Origin of the sequence: Ruegeria sp. B32 (assembly GCF_025141855.1) — a bacterium.
Taxonomy (GTDB): Bacteria; Pseudomonadota; Alphaproteobacteria; order Rhodobacterales; family Rhodobacteraceae; genus Ruegeria; species Ruegeria arenilitoris.
Genome location: NZ_CP081106.1, coordinates 548449 through 568364, shown reverse-complemented (window position 1 = coordinate 568364; position 19916 = coordinate 548449). Strand labels below are relative to the sequence as shown.

General features: G+C 62.5%; 15 protein-coding genes. 7 read left to right on the top strand and 8 right to left on the bottom strand.

What is annotated here, in order from left to right; genetic code table 11:
- Positions 1–19 precede the first annotated feature (19 nt).
- Complete coding sequence (locus K3752_RS03005) at positions 20–355, top strand: DUF3307 domain-containing protein (RefSeq protein ID WP_254437045.1); 336 nt, start codon at positions 20–22, stop codon at positions 353–355.
- Here the strand turns inward: K3752_RS03005 and K3752_RS03000 are convergent, their stop codons facing one another.
- Positions 356–817, bottom strand: coding sequence for an Lrp/AsnC family transcriptional regulator (locus tag K3752_RS03000; protein WP_244952314.1), 462 nt, complete (start codon positions 815–817; stop codon positions 356–358).
- Between the two features lie 139 nt (positions 818–956).
- Between K3752_RS03000 and K3752_RS02995 the strand changes: the two genes are divergently transcribed.
- Positions 957–4385, top strand: a complete 3429-nt coding sequence (locus tag K3752_RS02995; protein WP_260064868.1) for an indolepyruvate ferredoxin oxidoreductase family protein — start codon at positions 957–959, stop codon at positions 4383–4385.
- Here the strand turns inward: K3752_RS02995 and K3752_RS02990 are convergent.
- The 7 genes from K3752_RS02990 to K3752_RS02960 all read right to left on the bottom strand — a co-directional run bounded on the left by K3752_RS02990 (position 4373) and on the right by K3752_RS02960 (position 12385).
- Positions 4373–5104, bottom strand: coding sequence for a hypothetical protein (locus K3752_RS02990; protein ID WP_260064866.1), 732 nt, complete (start codon positions 5102–5104; stop codon positions 4373–4375). The two genes, K3752_RS02995 and K3752_RS02990, sit on opposite strands and share 13 nt — an antisense overlap.
- 54 nt (positions 5105–5158) lie before the next feature.
- Positions 5159–6463, bottom strand: coding sequence for an FAD-binding oxidoreductase (locus K3752_RS02985; RefSeq protein ID WP_260064865.1), 1305 nt, complete (start codon positions 6461–6463; stop codon positions 5159–5161).
- Positions 6450–7136 (bottom strand): TetR/AcrR family transcriptional regulator, encoded by a 687-nt coding sequence (locus K3752_RS02980; protein ID WP_260064863.1) that lies wholly within the window; start codon positions 7134–7136, stop codon positions 6450–6452. Before K3752_RS02980 ends, K3752_RS02985 begins: the two co-directional genes overlap by 14 nt.
- Before the next feature lies 1 nt (position 7137).
- Positions 7138–8682: a trimethylamine methyltransferase family protein gene (locus tag K3752_RS02975; protein WP_260064861.1), complete on the bottom strand. Its 1545-nt coding sequence runs from the start codon at positions 8680–8682 to the stop codon at positions 7138–7140.
- Positions 8683–8684: 2 nt separating this feature from the next.
- Entirely contained in the window at positions 8685–11087 is a 2403-nt protein-coding gene (locus tag K3752_RS02970) for an FAD-dependent oxidoreductase (RefSeq protein ID WP_260064859.1), read from the bottom strand.
- 78 nt (positions 11088–11165) lie between these two features.
- A complete protein-coding gene (locus K3752_RS02965; protein WP_260064858.1) occupies positions 11166–11795 on the bottom strand; it encodes a glutathione S-transferase family protein in 630 nt (209 codons plus the stop codon).
- Positions 11796–11887: 92 nt separating this feature from the next.
- Positions 11888–12385, bottom strand: a complete 498-nt coding sequence (locus K3752_RS02960) for a class I SAM-dependent methyltransferase (protein ID WP_170390841.1) — start codon at positions 12383–12385, stop codon at positions 11888–11890.
- A 231-nt stretch (positions 12386–12616) separates the two neighbouring features.
- Here K3752_RS02960 and K3752_RS02955 point away from each other — a divergent pair, with 231 nt between their 5' ends.
- The 5 genes from K3752_RS02955 to K3752_RS02935 are packed head-to-tail and all read left to right on the top strand — an operon-like array spanning position 12617 to position 19834.
- Positions 12617–14389 carry an ABC transporter ATP-binding protein gene (locus tag K3752_RS02955; RefSeq protein ID WP_170390840.1) on the top strand — a complete coding sequence of 591 codons (1773 nt, stop codon included), beginning with the start codon at positions 12617–12619 and terminating at the stop codon, positions 14387–14389.
- A complete protein-coding gene (locus tag K3752_RS02950) occupies positions 14382–16295 on the top strand; it encodes an ABC transporter substrate-binding protein (protein ID WP_260064854.1) in 1914 nt (637 codons plus the stop codon). Before K3752_RS02955 ends, K3752_RS02950 begins: the two co-directional genes overlap by 8 nt.
- Positions 16296–16308: 13 nt before the next feature.
- Entirely contained in the window at positions 16309–17337 is a 1029-nt protein-coding gene (locus tag K3752_RS02945; protein ID WP_170436309.1) for an ABC transporter permease, read from the top strand.
- Positions 17334–18488 carry an ABC transporter permease gene (locus tag K3752_RS02940; protein ID WP_170357056.1) on the top strand — a complete coding sequence of 385 codons (1155 nt, stop codon included), beginning with the start codon at positions 17334–17336 and terminating at the stop codon, positions 18486–18488. Before K3752_RS02945 ends, K3752_RS02940 begins: the two co-directional genes overlap by 4 nt.
- Positions 18485–19834, top strand: coding sequence for a CoA transferase (locus K3752_RS02935; protein ID WP_170420196.1), 1350 nt, complete (start codon positions 18485–18487; stop codon positions 19832–19834). Before K3752_RS02940 ends, K3752_RS02935 begins: the two co-directional genes overlap by 4 nt.
- Positions 19835–19916 lie beyond the last annotated feature (82 nt).

Here is a 19916-nt window from a genome sequence, read left to right as displayed (position 1 = left end):
TGCACTGCAGATCAAACACATGTTTGCCGATTTCTACCTTCAAACGCCCAAGATGCTGTCTGGGCGGGGGGAGTACCTGCATGTCGGGCGCGCACAGCATGCTGCGGTGCATGTTGTGGGTTCAGTCGTGGTTTTCCTGATATTCGGCGCGCCGCTTTCATTCATTTTGATCATCGGTGCGCTTGAGTGGATCGTGCATTTCAATATCGATTTCGCCAAAGCCAGCTATTCCGACAAGAAACAATTGCAACCTGATCAGGCCGCCTTTTGGCGGGCCGCCGGTTTGGATCAATGCCTGCACAACCTCACTTACATCGCCATGGCCTGGGCCTGGGTTGAATTCGTCGCGCGCTAGTCAGAACTCGACCGAACGATTGCGTTTGACCGCGCGCAGTACCACATTCGTTTGCGCACTTGCCACGGCCGGCAAACGAAACAGAAACCTCTCCAAAAAGACGTTGTAGGCGGCAAGATCGGGACACTGCACTCGCAGGTGATAGTCTGCTTGACCGGTCGTTGCGAAACATTCCTGAACTTCCTTGCAGGTTTCGATTGCCCGGATGAACTCCACGATCTTGTCGGGATCATGCCGCGTCAGATGCACATGTACGATCGCCTCGAACCCCAACCCCAGCGCGACCGGGTTCACAACTGCGCCGTAGCGTTCAATGATCCCGGCCTCTTCCAATGCGCGCACCCGTCTCCAAAGGGCCGAGGTCGACATACCGACCGCGTCGGCTAGGTCCGCATTCGACACACGGCTGTCCCTTTGTAGCAGGGTCAGAATCCGGCGATCTCTGTCGTCCAGCTGCATCATTTGGTAAACCTTTTCGTCTTCTTAGCGTTTATCGGCAAATTTTTTCGAAATGTTATCAAGCTTGCGGACCCATTGGCACAACATTTCGCAAATACCGAACTACAGTTGTTCAATCTCAAAGCCAATCCAGGTCCAAGCCATGAGCCGCCACGACAGCACTCTTCGCACTTATCAACTCACAGACCGGTACGAACAGACCGAGGGTCGCGTGTTCCTGACCGGCACGCAGGCGCTGGCGCGCATCCTGATGGATCAGGCGCGGCGCGACCGCGATGCAGGGCTGAACACGGGCGGGTTCGTCTCGGGCTATCGCGGCTCGCCCTTGGGCGGGCTGGACCTGGAGCTGTGGCGCGCGCGCGAACGGCTGAAATCCGACCGCATTACGTTTATGCCCGCCGTGAACGAAGATTTGGGCGCAACCGCCGTTCTGGGAGCGCAGCAGGCGACGCTGGACCCGCAGTGCAAATTCGAAGGCATCTTCTCGATGTGGTATGGCAAGGGGCCGGGCGTCGACCGCTCGGGCGATGCGCTGAAGCACGGCAATGCCTATGGCTCGGCGCCTAAGGGCGGCGTGCTGGTCGTGGCCGGCGACGACCATGGCTGCGTCAGCTCCTCGATGCCGCACCAGTCCGACGTTGCCTTCATGGCATGGTTCATGCCCACGCTGAACCCCGCCTCGGTCGAGGAGTATCTGGAATTCGGCGAATACGGCTTTGCACTGTCGCGGTTTTCCGGCACCTGGGTCGGGTTCAAGGCGATCTCGGAAACCGTCGAAAGCGCCCGCTCGGTCGAGCTGCGCCCCGACCGTCAGTTCATCCTGCCCGAGATCGACCTGCCCCCCGGCGGGTTGCACGTGCGCGCCGCCGACCTTCCCTCGCCCGCGATCGAGACCCGCATCCAGCACAAGCTGCGCGCCGTGCGCGCCTTTGCCGAGGCCAACCCGATCGACCGGCGCATCTATGACATCGACCACGCCAAGTTCGGCTTTGTCACCACCGGAAAGGCCCATCTTGACCTGATGGAGGCGTTGCGCCTGCTGGGACTGGACGAGGCCGCCTGCCGCCGTCTGGGCATCGACATCTACAAGGTCGGCATGGTCTGGCCACTGGCGCGGCGCAACGCGCTGCGCTTCGTGAAGGGCAAGGCCGAGGTGCTGGTGGTCGAAGAAAAGCGCGGCATCATCGAAAGCCAGTTCAAGGAATATTTCTATGACTGGCCCGGCGACAAGCCGCACAAGATGGTGGGCAAATACGACAGCCACGGCGAGCCGCTGATCCCCTGGACGGGTGAACTCAGCCCGCTGATGCTGGTGCCCATCGTGGCCGACCGCCTGCACCGGTTTTTCCCCGAAGAGGATCTGCCCGCCAAGGCCAAGGCGCTGACGGACCAGCCGCCGCAACTGATCAACGTGCCCGGTGCGACCCGCACGCCCTATTTCTGCTCGGGCTGTCCGCACAACACCTCGACCAAAGTGCCCGATGGTTCGATCGCGGCCAGTGGCATCGGCTGCCACGTCATGGCCTCGTGGATGGATCGCCACACCGTCGGCTATGCCCAGATGGGCGGCGAAGGCGTGCCGCATGTGGTTGCGTCCAAGTTCAACGGCGGAAAGCACATCTTCCAGAACCTCGGCGAAGGCACCTGGTATCACTCGGGCTCGCTGGCGATCCGGCAGGCGGTCGCGGCCGGGACCAACATCACCTACAAGATCCTCTACAACGACGCCGTGGCCATGACCGGCGGCCAACCGGTGGACGGCCCGGTCAGCGTCGCCGGCATCGCCCAGACCTGCCGCGCCGAGGGCGTGGAGCGGATCGCCATCGTGTCTGACGACATCTCGAAGTTCCACCACGCGGATTTCCCGTCGGAAACCACGTTCCACGACCGGGCGGAGCTGGACACCCTGCAGCGCGAACTGCGCGAGATCCCGGGCGTGACCGTTCTGATCTACGAACAGACCTGCGCCACCGAAAAACGCCGCCGCCGCAAGCGCGGCACGATGGAGGACGCCAAGCGGTTCGTCTGGATCAACGATCTGGTCTGCGAAGGCTGTGGCGACTGCTCGGTCGAATCCAACTGCCTGAGCGTCGAGCCGCGCGAAACCCCGCTGGGCCGCAAGCGCAAGATCAATTTGAGCTCGTGCAACAAGGATTTCTCGTGCCTCAACGGATTCTGCCCCAGCTTCGTGACCATCGAAGGCGGCGAACGCCGCAAACGCATTACAAAGCTGGATCTGGGAACACTCGAGGACGGGCTCCCCGACACTACCCTGCCCCGCCTGGACAAACCGTTCGAGTTGCTGGTAACCGGCGTGGGCGGCACAGGCGTGGTGACGGTTGGTGCGCTGATCACGATGGCGGCCCATCTCGAAGGGAAAGGCGCCTCGGTCCTGGATTTCACAGGCTTTGCTCAGAAATTCGGAACCGTTCTCAGCTATATCCGTTTAGGAGACACTCCAAACGCGCTGAACCAGGTCCGCATTGATCAGGGCGCGGCCGATGCGGTGATTGGTTGCGACGTCGTCGTCAGTTCGGCCCCCAAAGCCTCGGCGCATTACCGCAAGGGTACGCGCGTGGTCCTGAACCGGGCTGAAATGCCGACCGGCGATATCGTTCTGCGCCGCGACGCTCAGTTGCAGGCAAATGCCCGTGAACAGGCCATTCAGAACGTGGTCGGGGCTGAAAACCTGTTCGGTTTCGACGCCAACGCGGTGGCGGAAACCCTGCTGGGTGATGCGGTGTTTGCCAATGTGATAATGCTGGGTTTTGCGTGGCAGCACGGTCTTGTGCCGGTATCGCATGTCGCGCTGGGTCAGGCGATTCTGCTGAATGGCGTCGCTGTCGAGAAGAACCGTCTGGCTTTTGCAATCGGGCGCAACATGGCAGTTCGTCCGGACGTTCTGGCGCTGCCTTCCGACGACGTTGGTTCAGAAGAAACACTGGATCAGATGATTGCGCGCCGTTCCGCCTACCTGACCGAGTATCAAAGCGCGAAATACGCGCAGGCCTATGCCGATCGAATCGCCACCTTCCGCTCGGCTCTGCCGCAGGCTGACGAGACCCTGCTGCGCAGCGTCGCTCGCAACCTGTTCCGCTTCATGGCCTACAAGGATGAGTTCGAAGTCGCGCGGCTGATGACTTCGGACCATTTCGCGCAGGATCTGGCCAACCAGTTCGAGGGCGATTTTGCGGTCCGCTTCCATATGGCCCCGCCCCTGCTGAGCCGCAGAACGGACGCCCGGGGCCGACCGCTGAAAAAGGCGTTCGGACCTTGGATGCAGCCGGTTCTGCGGGGCCTGTCAAAGATGCGGGCACTGCGCGGAACAGCTCTCAATCCGTTTGGCTATCATGCCGAAGCGCGCCTGCACCGCGATCTGCTGAATTGGTACCAGGGGCTGTTGGACCGCCTTGTGGCCGAGTACGGGGATCGGGATACCGAAACGTGGCAAAGCATCCTGTCCTGCGCTGACGAGATCCGCGGTTACGGCCCGGTTCGGATACAAGCGGCCGAGACCGCCAGACGAAAGGTCGATGACTTGTTGCGCGCGCCGCGCGCTCAGGCCGCCTGATCCAGCGCCGAGGCTTTGTAGGCCGCAAGCCAAGCCGCATCCAGCCGGTCGACAACGGCTGGATTGAACCGGTCTTCGACCTCCCAATACCGGCCGGATGGCACCATGTAGCCCGCCTCGTACTCGGCCTGCAGCAGAGCATCGACGTGTTCAGTGCGCGGCCGGGCCTCGGGGATCTTTTCGGTATGAGAGACGGACGGATAGACCAGCCGGCTGGGTCCAACGGACAACCGCACCACGTTGCAATCCTGACGCGCCGCCAGCAGCGCCAGCCGTGCCGATTTCGCCTCGAGCGAGCGCAGGGTGACGTCGGCGCGCAAGGGATCGGCCGTTCCCTGGCCGTAGAAATGGGTATTGCCCGAGCGCGGATAGACCATGTCGCAGCCAAAGAAGGCCATCACCGATGGTTTGAGAGCACCCAGCGCCCAGTACCCGGCGGTAAAGGCCATGGTGCCACCGGCATAGACGAAGCCGCCATACGCGTTCTGGATCGGGACATAATCCTGCGCCGTTACGATGCGCTGCGTCACTGTCAGACAGTCGGGGCGGTTCTCGGCCGGGAAATCCTCGGGGTGGATCAGGAAATCCCAATCTTCGCGGATGCGCCAGGCGTTGTTGATGGCCACGATATGAGTGAACGGCCCACGCGCCCATTCCCGCGCCGCCAGCGCTGCGGGCGCACTCCCCAAGATCAGAACTCTGGTGTCATTCTCTACCATCCCACACGCCCTTTCTCAGTGTTTCCCGAGAGCTAGCGCATTTGTCCGGCATGGCTAGCCAAGGACGGAAAAACTGCTTTCCTCGTTGATGGGTCGCTTGCGAGAGTAAAAGCCCACGTCGATGGTGCGTTTGATATGAGGCAGCTCGAATTGCAGGGGCTGGGCGTCGTGATCCGCCCCGCCCTCGCAATACGCGACCAGCGTGGCCATCATTTTGCCCGCGATCGGCGCGTTCTTGTACTGGTTCCCACTGGTGCCGCAGGCCATGTAAAACCCTGGCAGGCTGGACTTGTCATAGATCGGGATCCAGTCGGTCGAGGCGTCGTACAGATCGACCACTCCTCGCGTTCTGGACGGGATGCCCAGGCTGGGAACGCGCTGCGCGTATCGCATAGCCTGCGTCGTCCACTGGTCGGTGAAGTCGTGGTTGTAGTGCACATCGTCCTCGCACCACTGATGCGGGTCGCAGTCCGGGTCCTCGGATCCGATCAGGATATGGTTGCCATGTTCCGGCCGGCAGTAGCAGGCGATATCGCTGTCCGATACGATGGTTCCCTGACGCTCGAAATCGAACCCTTCGGGCGCCGGAACGTGGACCACCTCCTGTCGCAGCGGGCGGGTTTCGATGGTCATGTCGTCCAGCACACCCGCCATGCGGTTGATGATCGACGATCCCGGCCCGGCCACGTTGATCACCACCGGCGCATGAATCTCTTCGCCCGAGGCCAGTCGGACGCCTTTGACCCTGCCACCTTCCTGCAAGATTTCGACGACCTCGGCCCCGGTCCGCACCTGCGCGCCGCGCTGCGTGGCCGCTTGCATCAGGTTCTGCGCGGACAGGGCCGGGTCTGTGACATAGCCGGCCTTGGGCCAGAACACCGCCCCCTGCATCCTGCTGCCATTGGGCTGACCAAAGGCTGGGTCATCCATCCGTTTGGCCGGGGCAAAACTGTCCAGAGAATAGATCGGCAGGCAATCGTGTATCTGTTCGGCGGACCATTCCTCAAACGGGCAATCCAACTCGGCGCTGTATTTCATGTGCTTTGACAGGTGGCCGTTGGCCTCGGTCTTCATGACCAAGCAGCCCTTCTCGCGGAACTGCGCCAGATCGGCCCCGTCGGACAGGCCCAGATACTCGGCCCAGTCGCGCCAGAAATGATAGCCCTCCCACGCAAAGGCGGTGCCGTCGAAGGTTGAATAGTGCATCCGGATGATCGCACAGGACCCGGCGGTCGAGCCATGCCCCACCTGCGCGTTGCGGTCCAGCGACAGGGTCTTCCAGCCGGCCTTGGCCATCTCGAACGCGATGGCCGCGCCGATCACGCCGGTTCCGATGATGATTGCGTCAGGCTGGCTCATGGCTTGATCCTCCCTCCCAGCAGCGCTTGGCATAGGCGCTGAATTCCTCGATTTCCTCGGGCCGCGGTTCGACTCCGGTAAAGACGTACAGGTAATGCGGCACCAGAGACAGGCGCATGGCCAGTGGCTCGTTCAACTGCGCCAGATCATAGCCGATCTGCATGTAGTACAGCACGCGCGCACGGGTTTCGGCCTCGACCGCTTCATAGCCATGGCGGGCGAACATGGCGCGCAGCGCGGCCAGGCGTCGCGCATCGGACTGGTCCAGCATCCGCCGCACCTTGCCCGACCGCCGCGCCCAGTCGCGCACGGCAAAATCCAGCGCCGTGTCGAACAGGGCGGTGTTGACCACGCAGCGGTGCACGTTGCAGACGGCGGCGGTGATGGTCTCGGCCGGGGCCTCGGCCTGCGCGATCAGGGCGGCGGTGTTGGTGGCCTGCCAGCGATCCAGCAGCGCGTCCAGCAGCTGCTGCCGGGATTTAAAATACCAGTAGAACGAGGACCGCGACACCGCCATGCGCTCGGCCAGGTTCAGAACCTTGATCTGCTCGACCCCGTCCGAGATCAGCACGTCCATCGCCACGTTCAGCCAGTCGTCGCGCGTGACCTTGACGTTGCCGACCAGAGGCTCGGCCTTGGGGTCGTCACGATGCAGGATGGGTTTGCTGTTCATCTCAACTCTCCGGCAGCGCGCCGCCCTCGGCGGTTCGGCGGGCGATGAAGTCGCGCATGGCGTCCAGCCCCGGCTGGCCCTGCGCGGGTGGTTCGAAATTGTTCAGAATGTCCCGCCAGACCGCGGTGGCCCGGTAGTTCGCATCGACCGATCCGCGTTCGGTCCAGGTACCGAAATTGGCATAGTCATGCAGGTGCGGTTCGTAGAACTCGGTAGTGTAGCGCTCCATCGTCTGGCTGGCGGCGAAGAAATGGCTGCCGGGCTCGACCTCTCGCAAGGCAGTGTCAAAGCCAATCTCAGCCTGACCGGCCTGAGCCCCTGCGCACAGCTCGGCTACCATGTTCAGCACCTCGGCATCGCAGACCAGCTTTTCGAAGGACACGGTCAGCCCCCCTTCCAGCCACCCGGCCGAATGGATGATCACGGTGGCCCCCGCCATCAGGCAACCCCACAGCCCAAACTGGTTTTCATTGGCGGCCTGCACGTCATTGGCGTTCGAGGCCGACCCGGCCGCCGACCGCCACGGCAGGCCCAGATGCCGCGCCATCTGCCCCGCCGCCAGCGAGGCCTGGAAATGCGAGGGCGTGCCAAAAGCCGGGGCGCCGGATTTCATGTCCACGTTGCTGGTGAAGGTGCCATAGCAGACCGGCGCGCCGGGATTTGCCAGTTGGGTCAGCGTCAGGGCCGCCAGCGCCTCGGCATGGGACAGGGTGATCGCGCCCGCGACCGTGATCGGCGCCATCGCCCCCATCAAAGTGAACGGCGTGATGATCGACATCTGCCCGTGACGGGCAAAGTCGATCAGCCCCTGCGCCATCGGAATGTCCAGGGTGCGCGGGCTGTTGGTGTTGATGATCGTGTAGCAATGCGGGTGGGCGCGGAACTCGTCATCGGACAGACCGCGCGCGACGGCCAGCATCTGGAAGCAATCCATCACCTGCGGCGTCCCGCGCGAGAAGAAGAACGGGAACTTGTCGGTCAGCTCGATCTGCGCCTGCGTGGTGAAATAGTGGCGCAGGTGGGTCGGCACGTCCTGCGGCTCGACCTGCGGCGAGATCATCTGGAACACGTCGAAATGATGGGTGAGTTTCAGGAACTCGAGGTAATCCTGCCCGCTGGCCGGGCGGCGGCCGCGTTCCAGATCGGTGGCATTGGGCGCCCCTGCGCCGGGCTGAAAGACAAGGCTCCCCAGCTCCAGCACAAAGTCGCGATGCCGCGCCCCTGCCAGGCAGGCGATGGATTTCGGGGCCGAGGCCACCGCAGCCTCGACCAGATCGCGGCCGATGAACACCATCTGGCTGTCTTCATCCACCCGCGCGCCTGCAGCAGCAAAGAGACGCCGCGCCTCGGGCAGCAGGACCTTGACGCCCAGTTCCTCAAGCGTGCGCAGAGCGGTTTCGTGCATGTCGGCGATCTGGTCGGCGGGAAAGACCTCCATCACCGGAAACGGGTTGCGCAACTGGCGATAATTCACGTCCCGATGGGTCGCGGGTGCGGACTCCGCACCCCGGCCCCGCCTTCGCCGATCCCTGCCCCGGGCCGCCACGATCAGCCCCTCATCGCCTTGCCCTCGGGATCATATGGCGACGGCGCGATCACCCGCGCGGGCCGCTCGACCCCGACCACGTGCACCGACAGTTCGGTGCCCGGCCGCGCCTTGTCGCGGTCCACCAGCGCCATCGCCAGCGACTTGCCGATATAGTGGCCATACCCGCCCGAGGTCACGAAACCCACTCGCTGGTCGCCCGCCCAGACCGGCTCGTACCCGCTGGCATCCGCATCCAGCGCGTCCACCTCGAGCGTCACCTGAACCTGCGCCGGGCCGTTGCCCTCACGCTCGGCCAGTGCCGCGTCCTTGCCTACGAAATCCTTGCCCCAGTCGATCCAGCGGTCCATGCCGGTCATGCCGGGGGTGTAGGCCTGGGTGAACTCGGCCGACCAGATGCCAAAGCTTTTCTCAAGTCGCGTGGACAGCATCGCGTTGAAGCCGCATTCGCGGATGCCTTCGCTGGCTCCGGCCTCGAGCAGCGCGCGGCGCAGGGCGATGTGGTCGCCATACCGGCAGTTGATCTCATAACCCTTTTCGCCAGTGACCGACATGCGGGCCACCCGGGCGCGCACGAGGCCGATGTCGTAGTCACCGCAGCCCATGAATTTCAGGGTTGAGATATCCTGTTCGGCCAGTTTCTCGACCACCGCCTGTGATTTCGGGCCAACCACGGCAAAGCCGCAGACCTCTTCGCCAAGGTCGCGCACCTGTACGCCATCGATCATGTGATCGTCGAACCAGCGCATGTGCCAGGCCCGCAGGTAATAGCTGCCCATGATCCACCAGGTGCCGTCGCCCCAGTTCAGAACCGTCAGGTCGCCCTTGAGCCGCCCGTTCTCGCCCAGCATCGGCGCCAGTTTCGCGCGGTCCGGTCCCGGCAGTTTCGAGGCCATCACCTTGTTGAGCCAGATTTCCGCATTGGGCCCCGAAACCTCGAACCGTGAGAACCCGGTGATGTCCATCAGGCCCACGCCTTCGCGGATGGTGCGGCATTCCTCGGCCACGATGTCGAAGGCGTTCGAGCGTTTCAGGGTTGGCGTTTCCTCGAACCCCTCGGGCGCGAAATAGAGCGGCACCTCGAGATCCCAGCTGACCCCCCATTTGCAACCCGCTTCGGTCATCGCGTCATGGGCCGGCGACATCTTCAGAGGGCGACCGGCGGGCAGTTGCTCGTTCGGATAGGTCATCACGAAGCGGCGGGAATAGAACTGCCCGGTCGTCTCGCGGATGTAGCGCTTGTTCTGCGCGTAATCGCCGTAGCGCGCCACGTCCATCGGCCAGGCGTCGGCCTCGGGCTCGCCATGGATCATCCATTCGGCCAGCGTCTTGCCGACGCCGCCGCCTTGAAGGAACCCGGCCATCACCGCGCAAGCGGTCCAATAGCCCCGCTTGCCCGGCACCGGACCGACCAGAGGGTTGCCGTCGGGCGAGAAGGTGAAGGCACCGTTCACCCATGTCTTGATGCCCACGTTCTGGATCGCCGGATAGCGTTCGAAGCCCAGCACCAGTTCGTTCTCGATGCGGTCCAGCTGCTCCTGAAACAGCTCCTCGCCATAGTTCCACGGCGCGCCGTCCATGGCCCAGTGCTCGTGATCGACCTCGTAGATACCGACCAGAACGCCCTTCTGGTCCTGTCGCATGTAGGTGAAGCCCTCGAGATCCACTGTCATCGGCATCTCGAAATCGGCCGCTGCGACCTCGGGCACGGTGTCGGTGATCAGATAGTGATGTTTCAGCGGAGAAACCGGCAGTTCGATCCCCGCCATGCGCCCCACCTGCTTGGCCCACAGGCCGGCGGCGTTGACCACATGTTCGCAGGTGATCGTGCCCCGGTCGGTCACCACCTGCCAGCCATCGGCTGTCTGGATCAGTTCCTCGACCTTGGTTTCCTCGTAGTATTCCGCCCCGCGCTTTTTCGCGGCACTGGCATAGGCCTGCACGGTGCCGGTGGTGTCGATATAGCCCTCTCGGTCGGCCCACATCGCGCCCAGAATGCCGTCAGTGGACATGATCGGGCAGCGTTTCTGCGCCTCTTCTGGGGACAGCAATTCACAATCCTCGATGCCGATGGACTGGAAGATGCGGTAGTTCGCCTGCAACCACTCCCACCGTTCGGGGGTTCCGGCCAGCGTCAGGCCGCCGGTCATGTGCAGGCCGATATTCTGGCCGGATTCCTTCTCGATCTCGCTCAGCAGATCGATCGTATAGACCTGCAGCGCCGCCATGTTCGGATCGGCGTTCAGCGCATGGATCCCCCCCGCCGCGTGCCATGACGACCCCGAGGCCAGCCGCCGGCGTTCCAGCATGACCACATCCGACCAGCCGAACTTGGCCAGATGATACAGAACCGAGGCGCCGACAACGCCGCCCCCGATGACCACAACGCGATACTGCGATTTCATCCCGACCTCCCCTGGACGATTCCCAAAGGACGCTAGGGGCACTGTTCACTTCTGTCTAGACATTTCTGTACAGTGCTGTCAGGCGCTGGCGCTGGGTCGCGCCCGCACGCTGTCGAACCAGGCCCGGGTTGCCGTGTTGCCCTCGGGGATGCGCATCTTGATGACACGGGCGAAATCCACGAACACGAAGGTCGAGATATCGGCCAGCGAGAACGCCTCGCCCGCGATGAAGGCGCTGTCTTGCAGACGTTCTTCGAGCAGGTCGAAGAACGCTCCGACGCGCGCGAGGCCGCGTTCGGCCAGTTCCGGGATCTGCGCGTGGTTCTGCGGTCCGGGGATGGCGCGGTCCTTGAAGGCCGGATGCGTGTTGCGCAGCGCGTCTGCGATGGGCGCCCCGCCCTGTTGCTCGACGATCGCGCTCCACATCAGCACCAGCCCTTTCTCGTCCGGTGTCCGCCCCATCAACGGAGGCTCAGGGAAGCGCGCCTCGAGATAGGCAGCGATGCCGAGGTTCTCGGTCAGAACGGTCCCCTCGTCGGTAACCAGAACCGGAATGGTGGCGCGGGGGTTCACCTTTCGGAACGCCTCGCTCATTTGCTCGCCCTTGGCGATCGAGATGTCGCGGGTTTCGATCTGCAGCCCCTTTTCGGCGATGAACATCCGGGCACGGCGCGGGTTCGGGGCGGTCGAGCAATCGTAAAACAGCATGGGCGGTCCTTTGCGTGAACGTCACGCGTAGGTTAGACCGCCCGCCGTGCCGGGATCGAGTCCCCGCGCAAAGTGACCCTGCGGAACGCCGCTCAGCGCCGGTAGATAAAGCAGCGACCCGGAACCGCTTCTGCGGGAAGGGTCTGCTCCGTAAGCGTCTCGAAATACATCCGATCGCTCGAGACCATCAGCCCGCCCTCGGCCAGAAGCGGTTCGATCAGGGGTGACACAAAGCGGGCGAAGGCATCGTTCTTTTCGCGGTTGTGGCCGCCCAGATCGGCATGGATCAGGCTGGCGGTCGCGCCGAACCGATCCAGCGCGGCGGGCAGCGTCTCGCGCACGTCGCCCAGGATCAGACGATCTTCGGGCGGGGTGGAATCGGGGTGCGAGGCCACAGCGCGTTCGAACACATAGACGGGTCGGTTGCGGACCCGATTCATCATGTGATGATAAGTGCGCCCGTTTCCCAGACCCAGTTCGAACACCGGACCGGCCAAATCGGCCGTGTCGGCAATCGCGAAATCCAGACATGCCCGCTGCGAGACCATGCGATCAATGAACAGATCCAGTCGGCTTTGCGCGTCGGACATTGCGAAATATCTCCCTGATACCTTAACGACCACCAATCGCGGCCAATCGCGGCTTTGATGACAAAAACTCAAGACTTTGTGTAGGCACAATGGACTGTTCGTCACGTTTCCGCGACATTTCAGCCCAAGAAGGTATTTGACTAGTCGCCCCCAAGCGCGCGAAACTGCGACAAAAAAACCAGGGAGTTCAAAACCAATGTCACGTGGTGGCCACACGGGTGGAAAGCCCGCATGACGGCCTTGTTGTCTGTCCGAGACCTGAGCATCGGTTTCGGCGCCGGGGAGCCCGTCGTCAGAGATGTGAATTTCGATGTCGAGGCCGGGCAAACGCTGGCATTGGTCGGGGAATCCGGGTCGGGCAAGACGATCTCTTGCCGGGCGGTGCTGCGCATTCTGCCCAGAACGGCCCAGATCCGCAGTGGCGTAATGCAGCTGAACACCTCCAAGGGCAGCGTCGCGCTGTCCGAAATTTCCGAACGTGAGATGCGTGGCATCCGCGGCAATCGAATTTCGATGATCTTTCAAGAACCTATGCGGTCTCTGTCTCCGTTGCACAAGATCGGCAATCAGGTCAGCGAAGTTCTGTGGCTGCATCGGGGCGCCTCCGAGTCTGAGGCCCGCAAGGAAGTGCTGTCGCAGTTCGAACGCGTGGGCTTTCCCGATCCAGCGCGTGCCTATGACTCGTATCCGTTCGAACTTTCGGGCGGGATGCGTCAACGCGCGATGATCGCGATGGCGATGGTGTCCAAACCGGAATTGCTGATTGCCGACGAACCGACAACTGCGCTGGATGTGACGACCCAGGCCCAGGTGCTGGGCCTTATCAAGGATCTGCAGAAAGAAACTGGTATGGCGCTGGTTTTGGTGACGCATGACCTGGGCGTGGTCGCCAATATGGCCGAACAGGTCGTCGTCATGCACAAAGGCCGCGTGATGGAGGCGGGTTCGGCCGAGCTGATCCTGAATGCTCCGGCCCATCCCTATACCCGCCAGCTGTTTGATGCGGCCCCCGAGATCCCGGACAAGGAAGCCGTGGGAATTCCGATGCCGGACGAGGATCTGATCCTCGACATGAAGGATGTGTGCAAGACCTACACGATGCGGTCGTCGCGCGGTTGGAAAGCGGACAAGCTGATTTACGCCTGCCGGGGCGTCGACCTGAAACTGGCCCGCGGCAAGACGTTGGCCGTAGTCGGCGAAAGCGGATCGGGCAAGACCACCGCGGCCCGGATCGCGCTGGGGGCCGAGCTGCCAGACCCGGGCGGCGAAGTGCTTTTTCGCGCCGCGCCGGGCGAAGACCCGATACGTGTCCACCAGATGACCCGCGAGGAGCGCACGGCGTTTCAGCGCAAGGCTCAGATGGTGTTTCAGGATCCCTACAGTTCTCTGAGCCCGCGCATGCGCATTCAGGATGCGATGACCGAACCGCTGGAGATCCACAATATCGGCACGACGGCCGAGCGCCGCGACAAGGCCGCTGAAATGCTGGAACGCGTGGGATTGAACGCCGGTATGCTCAAGCGCTACCCCCACGCTTTTTCCGGCGGTCAACGCCAACGCCTGTCAATCGCCCGTGCGATGATGCTGGATCCGTCCCTGATCGTCTGCGACGAGCCGACATCGGCTTTGGACGTTTCGGTCCAAGAGCAAATCCTGACCCTTCTGGAAAGACTGCAGGACAGTCTGAACCTGTCCTATCTTTTCATTTCTCACGATCTGGCCGTGGTCGCCCGTATCGCGGACGAGGTCGCGGTCATGCGCCAGGGGCTGGTCGTCGAACAGGCTCCACCCGAGACGTTGTTCTACAACCCGCGCCACCCCTACACCAAGGCTCTGATTGCCGCACAACCCGAACCCGATATCAATCGTCCCATCGATCTGAAGCTGGTCGCCCTTGGCGCCGGGTCTCCGGACAGTTGGGATGACGCCTTTAGATTCTCTGACACCATGATACCTTCACTCGTGGAAATGGAGCCCGGCCATAAGGTACGTTGCCATGTTTAAGACCACTCGATTCAAGTTTCTGGCCGCCGCGCTGACGCTGGGCGCGGCGCTGCCCGCCTGGGCCGACACCCTTCCCGACCTGCAGGAAAGCACGTTCTGGAAAGCCGAGGTGGACATCGGAAACCTGCCCCCGGTGCAAGATCGCATCCCGCAGGAACCGCTGATCGTCGACCTGTCTTCGAAAGGGCGCGAATTCGGCAAACAGGGCGGAACCCTGCGCACGATGGTCACCCGGTCCAAGGATATCCGGCAGATGGTGGTCTATGGCTACGCCCGACTGGTGGGCTTCGATGCCCAGTACAATCTGGTCCCCGATCTGCTGGCGTCTTACGACAACGAAGAGAACCGCAAGTACACTCTGCACCTGCGCAAGGGGCACAAATGGTCGGACGGCACACCTTTCACCTCGGAAGACTTCCGATACTGGTGGGAAGACGTGGCCAACAACGAGCTCCTCAGCCCGTCCGGCCCCCCAGATTTCCTGCGGGTTGAGGGCAAACTCCCCACTGTCACGTTCCCGGACGAAACGACGGTGATCTACGAATGGGACGACCCGAACCCGAACTTTCTGGCCTCACTGGCGCAGGCGCGACCACCATTCATCTACCGCCCTGCTGCGTTCCTGAAGCGTTATCATGAGAAATATGCCGACAAGGAAAAGCTGGACTTCGAGGTCAGTGACGCACGTGTCAAGAGCTGGGCCGCCCTGCACAACAAGCTGGACAACCTCTACAAGTACGACAATCACGAACTGCCCACTCTGCAGCCGTGGCTGAACGCGAGCTCGGGCAAGAAGATCCGGCACAATTTCGTCCGCAACCCCTATTACCACCGCATCGACTCGAAGGGTTTGCAACTGCCATACATCGACGTGGTCGAGATGGAGATCGTGGCTCCCGGCCTAGTGGCGGCCAAGGCCAATGCCGGTGAGACCGACCTGCAGGGTCGTGGGCTTGATTTTCGGGATGCCTCGATCCTGAAAAAGGGCGAAGCCAACGGAAATTACAAGACGCTACTCTGGAAAACCGGTGTTGCGTCACAGATCGCGATCTACCCCAACCTGAATTTCGAAGACGAGGTTTGGCGCAATGCGCTGCGCGATGTCCGTGTCCGTCGCGCTCTTTCGCTGGCCATCGACCGTCAGACCATCAACCAGGCGCTGTATTTCAAACTGGCGCATCCGGCCGCCATGTCCGTTTTGCCTGCCTCGCCCTTCTACAGTGAAGAGAATGCGCAGGCGTGGGCGCAATACGACGTCGCACAGGCCAACTCCCTGCTGGACGAGGTCGGGCTGACGCAGCGCGACAAGAACGGCATACGCCTGTTGCCGGACGGCCGTCCCATGGAACTGGTGATCGAAACAGCCGGAGAACGCCAAGAGGTCGAGAACGCGCTGCAGATCGTGACTGATACGTGGCGGGAAATCGGGGTGAAACTGGTCATGCGTCCGCTTGACCGCGACATCCTGCGCAACCGTGTTTTTGCCGGCAATACGATGGCTTCGGTCTGGTATGGCTGGGATGATGGCATCCCGCAGCTGCATACGTCACCGGTTTACCTGGCCCCGACCGACCAGGTGTTTCTGGCCTGGCCAAAATGGGGGCAGCACTATCAAACCGGCGGCGAAGCCGGCGAGCCGCCCGACCTGCCCGAAGCCCAGCGCTTGCTGGAGTTGAACCACATCTGGGAACTTGCAAAAACCGAGGATGAACGCCGGGCGGTCTGGGAGGAAATGTTGAAGATACACGCCGACCAGATCTATGGCATCGGAATTCTGAACGGCGCGCCCCAGCCGATCGTGGTTTCAAACCGTCTGCGCAATGTTCCCGAACAGGCCATGTGGGCGTGGGAACCCGGCGCGCATTTCGGAGTGCACCGCCCAGACGAATTCTTCTTCGCCGACTGACAGGAGCGGATAGATGATCATGCTCCGCTACGCGGTGTATCGCTTTTTCACGATGCTGCTGACCCTGTTGGTGGTATCGATGCTGATCTTCGTGATCATCAACCTGCCGCCAGGAGATTATCTCAGCAATCAGATTGCCGAGCTGCAGGCTTCGGGGCAGTCGGCCGGTGTGGCCAAGGCGGAATTCCTGCGAAAGGAATACGCTCTGGACCGCCCGATGTGGGAACAATACCTGATCTGGGTCGGCTTCTTTCCCGGCCCTCATGGGTTTGAGGGATTGCTGCAGGGCAACTACGGCTGGTCCTTCGAATTCGATCGTCCGGTTGCCGACATCGTCGGGGACACGCTGTGGCTGACCGTGGTCGTGAACCTTGCCGCGATCCTGTTCGTCTATGCCGTGGCCTTGCCTCTGGGCGTTATGGCGGCGGCCAAGTCGCGGACTTGGGTCGACTATACGACCGCCTTCGTGGGCTATCTGGGATTGGCGACGCCCAACTTTCTGCTGGCGCTTATCCTGTTCTACTACGGGCACCGTTACCTCAATTTGCCCATCGGCGGATTGATGGACCCGGTGTATGAGGGGCAACCCATGAGCTGGGACAAGATGAAGTCCATCCTGGTTCATCTGATCGTGCCCACATTCGTGATCGGCACCTCGGGCGCCTCGGCCATGATGCAGCGCCTGCGCGCCAACATGCTGGACGAATTGGGCAAGCCATATGTTGAAACCGCTATAGCCAAGGGCATGTCGCCGTCGCGGATGCTGACCAAGTACCCGCTGCGCGTCGCCTTCAACCCCTTCGTGGCCGACATCGGCAACCTGCTGCCCTCGATGGTGTCGGGATCGGTTCTGGTTTCGGTGGTGCTGGGTTTGCAGACCATCGGCCCCACGCTGCTGACGGCGCTTAAGACACAGGACCAGTTCCTGTCAGCCTTCATTCTGATGTTCGTGGCGCTGCTGACGCTGATCGGCACCATGATCTCCGACATTCTGCTGGTCATGCTTGACCCGCGTATCCGGTACGAGGGGCGCGAAGCATGAGCAAACTTCCCGACGGTCGCTTTGTCGACGACGCCCCGTTTGATCCCGAAGCATCTTTGCAGCAATTGGAGCGCAGGGATCTGGACGCCCCGAATTGGGTTCTGGTCTGGCGCAAGTTCAAGACACACCGGCTGGGTCTGATATCGGGCATTTTTCTGCTGCTGTGCTATCTGATGCTCCCGTTTGCAGGGTTCATCGCGCCTTATGGCCCGAACGAACGAAATGGCGAACATCTCTACGCACCGCCCCAATCGGTGAACTGGTTCCACCAGGGCGAGTTCATTGGGCCGTTCGTCTACCCGATCGTGGCCGAGGCCGACCTCGAGACGTTCCAATGGAAATTCGTCCCTGACACCGAGGATCCGCGACCCGTGCGGTTCTTCTGCGAGGCATCCGAGTACAAGCTGGCCGGGCTCATCCGGTCAAACACGCATCTGTTCTGCGCCCCGGAAGGCACGACACTGTTCCTCTGGGGTTCGGACCGGCTGGGCCGCGATATCTTCAGCCGCATCCTCTATGGCGCGCAGCTGTCGCTGACCGTGGGCCTGATCGGCATTTCGGTCTCGTTCTTCCTTGGCATCCTGTTCGGGTCGCTGGCCGGCTATTTCGGCGGGCGGATCGACTGGGTCATCAACCGCGTGATCGAAATCCTGCGGTCTTTGCCCGAACTCCCCCTGTGGCTGGCACTATCGGCCGCAGTTCCGTCGAACTGGTCGCCGGTTGCGGTGTTCTTCATCATCTCGATCATCCTCGGCATCCTCGACTGGCCAGGGCTGGCCCGATCCGTGCGCGCCAAATTCCTGTCGCTGCGCGAAGAAGAATATGTGCGCGCCGCCGAGATGATGGGTGCCAGTTCCGGCCGGGTGATCCGCAAGCACCTGTTGCCGAACTTCATGTCACACCTGATTGCCTCGGCCACGCTGTCGATCCCCGCCATGATTCTGGGGGAAACGGCACTCAGCTTCCTTGGCCTCGGCCTGCGGGCACCGGCGGTCAGCTGGGGCGTGATGCTGAACGACGCGCAAAACCTCGCCTCGATCGAGATCTATCCGTGGACGGCCATCCCGATGCTACCGATCATCGTGGTGGTGCTAGCCTTCAATTTCCTGGGTGACGGGCTGCGCGACAGTCTGGACCCCTATCAGCAATGAGCCTGCTGGCTTCGCTTCCACCGTCCGAGGCCTATCGGGTCGCCGGTTCCGGTGCGCTTCCCAGCGCCTTTGCCGTATCCGAGCTGGCAACAGCCAGCTTTGCTGCCGTGGGCCACGAGCTTGGACGGTTCATGCAGGCCACCAATCTTGTCTCGCTCCCACCCAAGGCAATGGTCGATCACCGCCTTGCGTCGCTGTGGTTCGGATACTCGTTCAAGCCCGAAGGCTGGGATATGCCAAGCCTCTGGGATCCGATCGCGGGCGACTATCGGGGGGCCGATGGCTGGATCAGGTTGCACACCAACCTCCCCCACCATAGGGAAGCGGCCCTCAAGGTTATGGCGACCGAGGGGGATCGTGCGGCGGTGACGCAGGCCATCAAGAGCTGGTCGGTCTCGAACCTTGAAACGGATATCGTGGCGCAGGGTGGTGTTGCCGCCGCCATGCGCAGCCGGGCCGAGTGGCTTGACCACCCTCAAGGCCGCGCCGTGACGCGGGATCCGTTGATCGGCTGGCACGGCCCACGCCGGATCACGCTGCGCGACAGGCCTCAGGCGCGCGCGGATCGGCCTTTGGCCGGGCTTCGGGTTCTCGACATGACGCGCGTGCTGGCCGGCCCGGTTTCCACCCGCACGCTGGTCGGGTTCGGAGCCGAAGTGCTGCGCATCGACCCACCGGGTTGGGATGAGCCGGGCGTGATCCCCGATATCTCGCTCGGCAAGCGCTGCGCGTATCTGGACCTCAAGCCACCCGCTGGCCTGGAAAAGCTGCAAGAGCTGCTCGCGCAAGCGGATGTCTTTGTCCATGGCTACCGCCCCGGTGCGCTGGATGCTCTGGGCCTGACCAAAGAGGTGCGCGATACGGTCGCTCCAAACCGGGTCGAGGTTACGCTGGATGCCTATGGTTGGCAGGGGCCTTGGGCCACCCGTCGCGGATTTGACAGCCTCGTCCAGATGAGCGCGGGGATCGCTGACGCCGGTCGCGTTTGGGCCGGAGCCGACAAACCCACCCCGCTGCCAGTTCAAGCACTTGACCATGCCACCGGCTATTTGATGGCCGCCGCTGTCCTCTCGGCCCTGACAGAAGCGGCTTCGGGGCATTCGATCATGGATGGGCGCCTGTCGCTGGCGCGCACCGCCGAGTTACTGGCCAGCCTCGCGAAATCCGAGACAGGAGACCCGATCACCGCTGCCGAACCCGGGGACTACGCATCCCGATCGGAAGAGTCCGGCTGGGGCCCCGGCAAACGGCTGAAACCCGCGCTGAGCGTCGGTGAGGCACGGATGCACTGGCCGATCCCGGCATCCCGGCTCGGCACGTCCGATCCAACGTGGCAAACCACCTGAACAAAGGCCCGACCGCCGCGCGGCCCTGCCCAACGCTTGGAACGGCGGCACACCTGCGCCGCAGGTCAAAGGGGCGGGAGCG

Excerpts from the sequence above, each read along its gene's own strand:
- K3752_RS03005 (WP_254437045.1), top strand. The coding sequence starts at position 20 with ATGTTTGCCGATTTCTACCTTCAAACGCCCAAGATGCTGTCTGGGCGG.
- K3752_RS03000 (WP_244952314.1), bottom strand. The coding sequence starts at position 817 with ATGATGCAGCTGGACGACAGAGATCGCCGGATTCTGACCCTGCTACAA.
- K3752_RS02995 (WP_260064868.1), top strand. The coding sequence starts at position 957 with ATGAGCCGCCACGACAGCACTCTTCGCACTTATCAACTCACAGACCGG.
- K3752_RS02990 (WP_260064866.1), bottom strand. The coding sequence starts at position 5,104 with ATGGTAGAGAATGACACCAGAGTTCTGATCTTGGGGAGTGCGCCCGCA.
- K3752_RS02985 (WP_260064865.1), bottom strand. The coding sequence starts at position 6,463 with ATGAGCCAGCCTGACGCAATCATCATCGGAACCGGCGTGATCGGCGCG.
- K3752_RS02980 (WP_260064863.1), bottom strand. The coding sequence starts at position 7,136 with ATGAACAGCAAACCCATCCTGCATCGTGACGACCCCAAGGCCGAGCCT.
- K3752_RS02970 (WP_260064859.1), bottom strand. The coding sequence starts at position 11,087 with ATGAAATCGCAGTATCGCGTTGTGGTCATCGGGGGCGGCGTTGTCGGC.
- K3752_RS02965 (WP_260064858.1), bottom strand. The coding sequence starts at position 11,795 with ATGCTGTTTTACGATTGCTCGACCGCCCCGAACCCGCGCCGTGCCCGG.
- K3752_RS02960 (WP_170390841.1), bottom strand. The coding sequence starts at position 12,385 with ATGTCCGACGCGCAAAGCCGACTGGATCTGTTCATTGATCGCATGGTC.
- K3752_RS02955 (WP_170390840.1), top strand. The coding sequence starts at position 12,617 with ATGACGGCCTTGTTGTCTGTCCGAGACCTGAGCATCGGTTTCGGCGCC.
- K3752_RS02950 (WP_260064854.1), top strand. The coding sequence starts at position 14,382 with ATGTTTAAGACCACTCGATTCAAGTTTCTGGCCGCCGCGCTGACGCTG.
- K3752_RS02945 (WP_170436309.1), top strand. The coding sequence starts at position 16,309 with ATGATCATGCTCCGCTACGCGGTGTATCGCTTTTTCACGATGCTGCTG.
- K3752_RS02940 (WP_170357056.1), top strand. The coding sequence starts at position 17,334 with ATGAGCAAACTTCCCGACGGTCGCTTTGTCGACGACGCCCCGTTTGAT.
- K3752_RS02935 (WP_170420196.1), top strand. The coding sequence starts at position 18,485 with ATGAGCCTGCTGGCTTCGCTTCCACCGTCCGAGGCCTATCGGGTCGCC.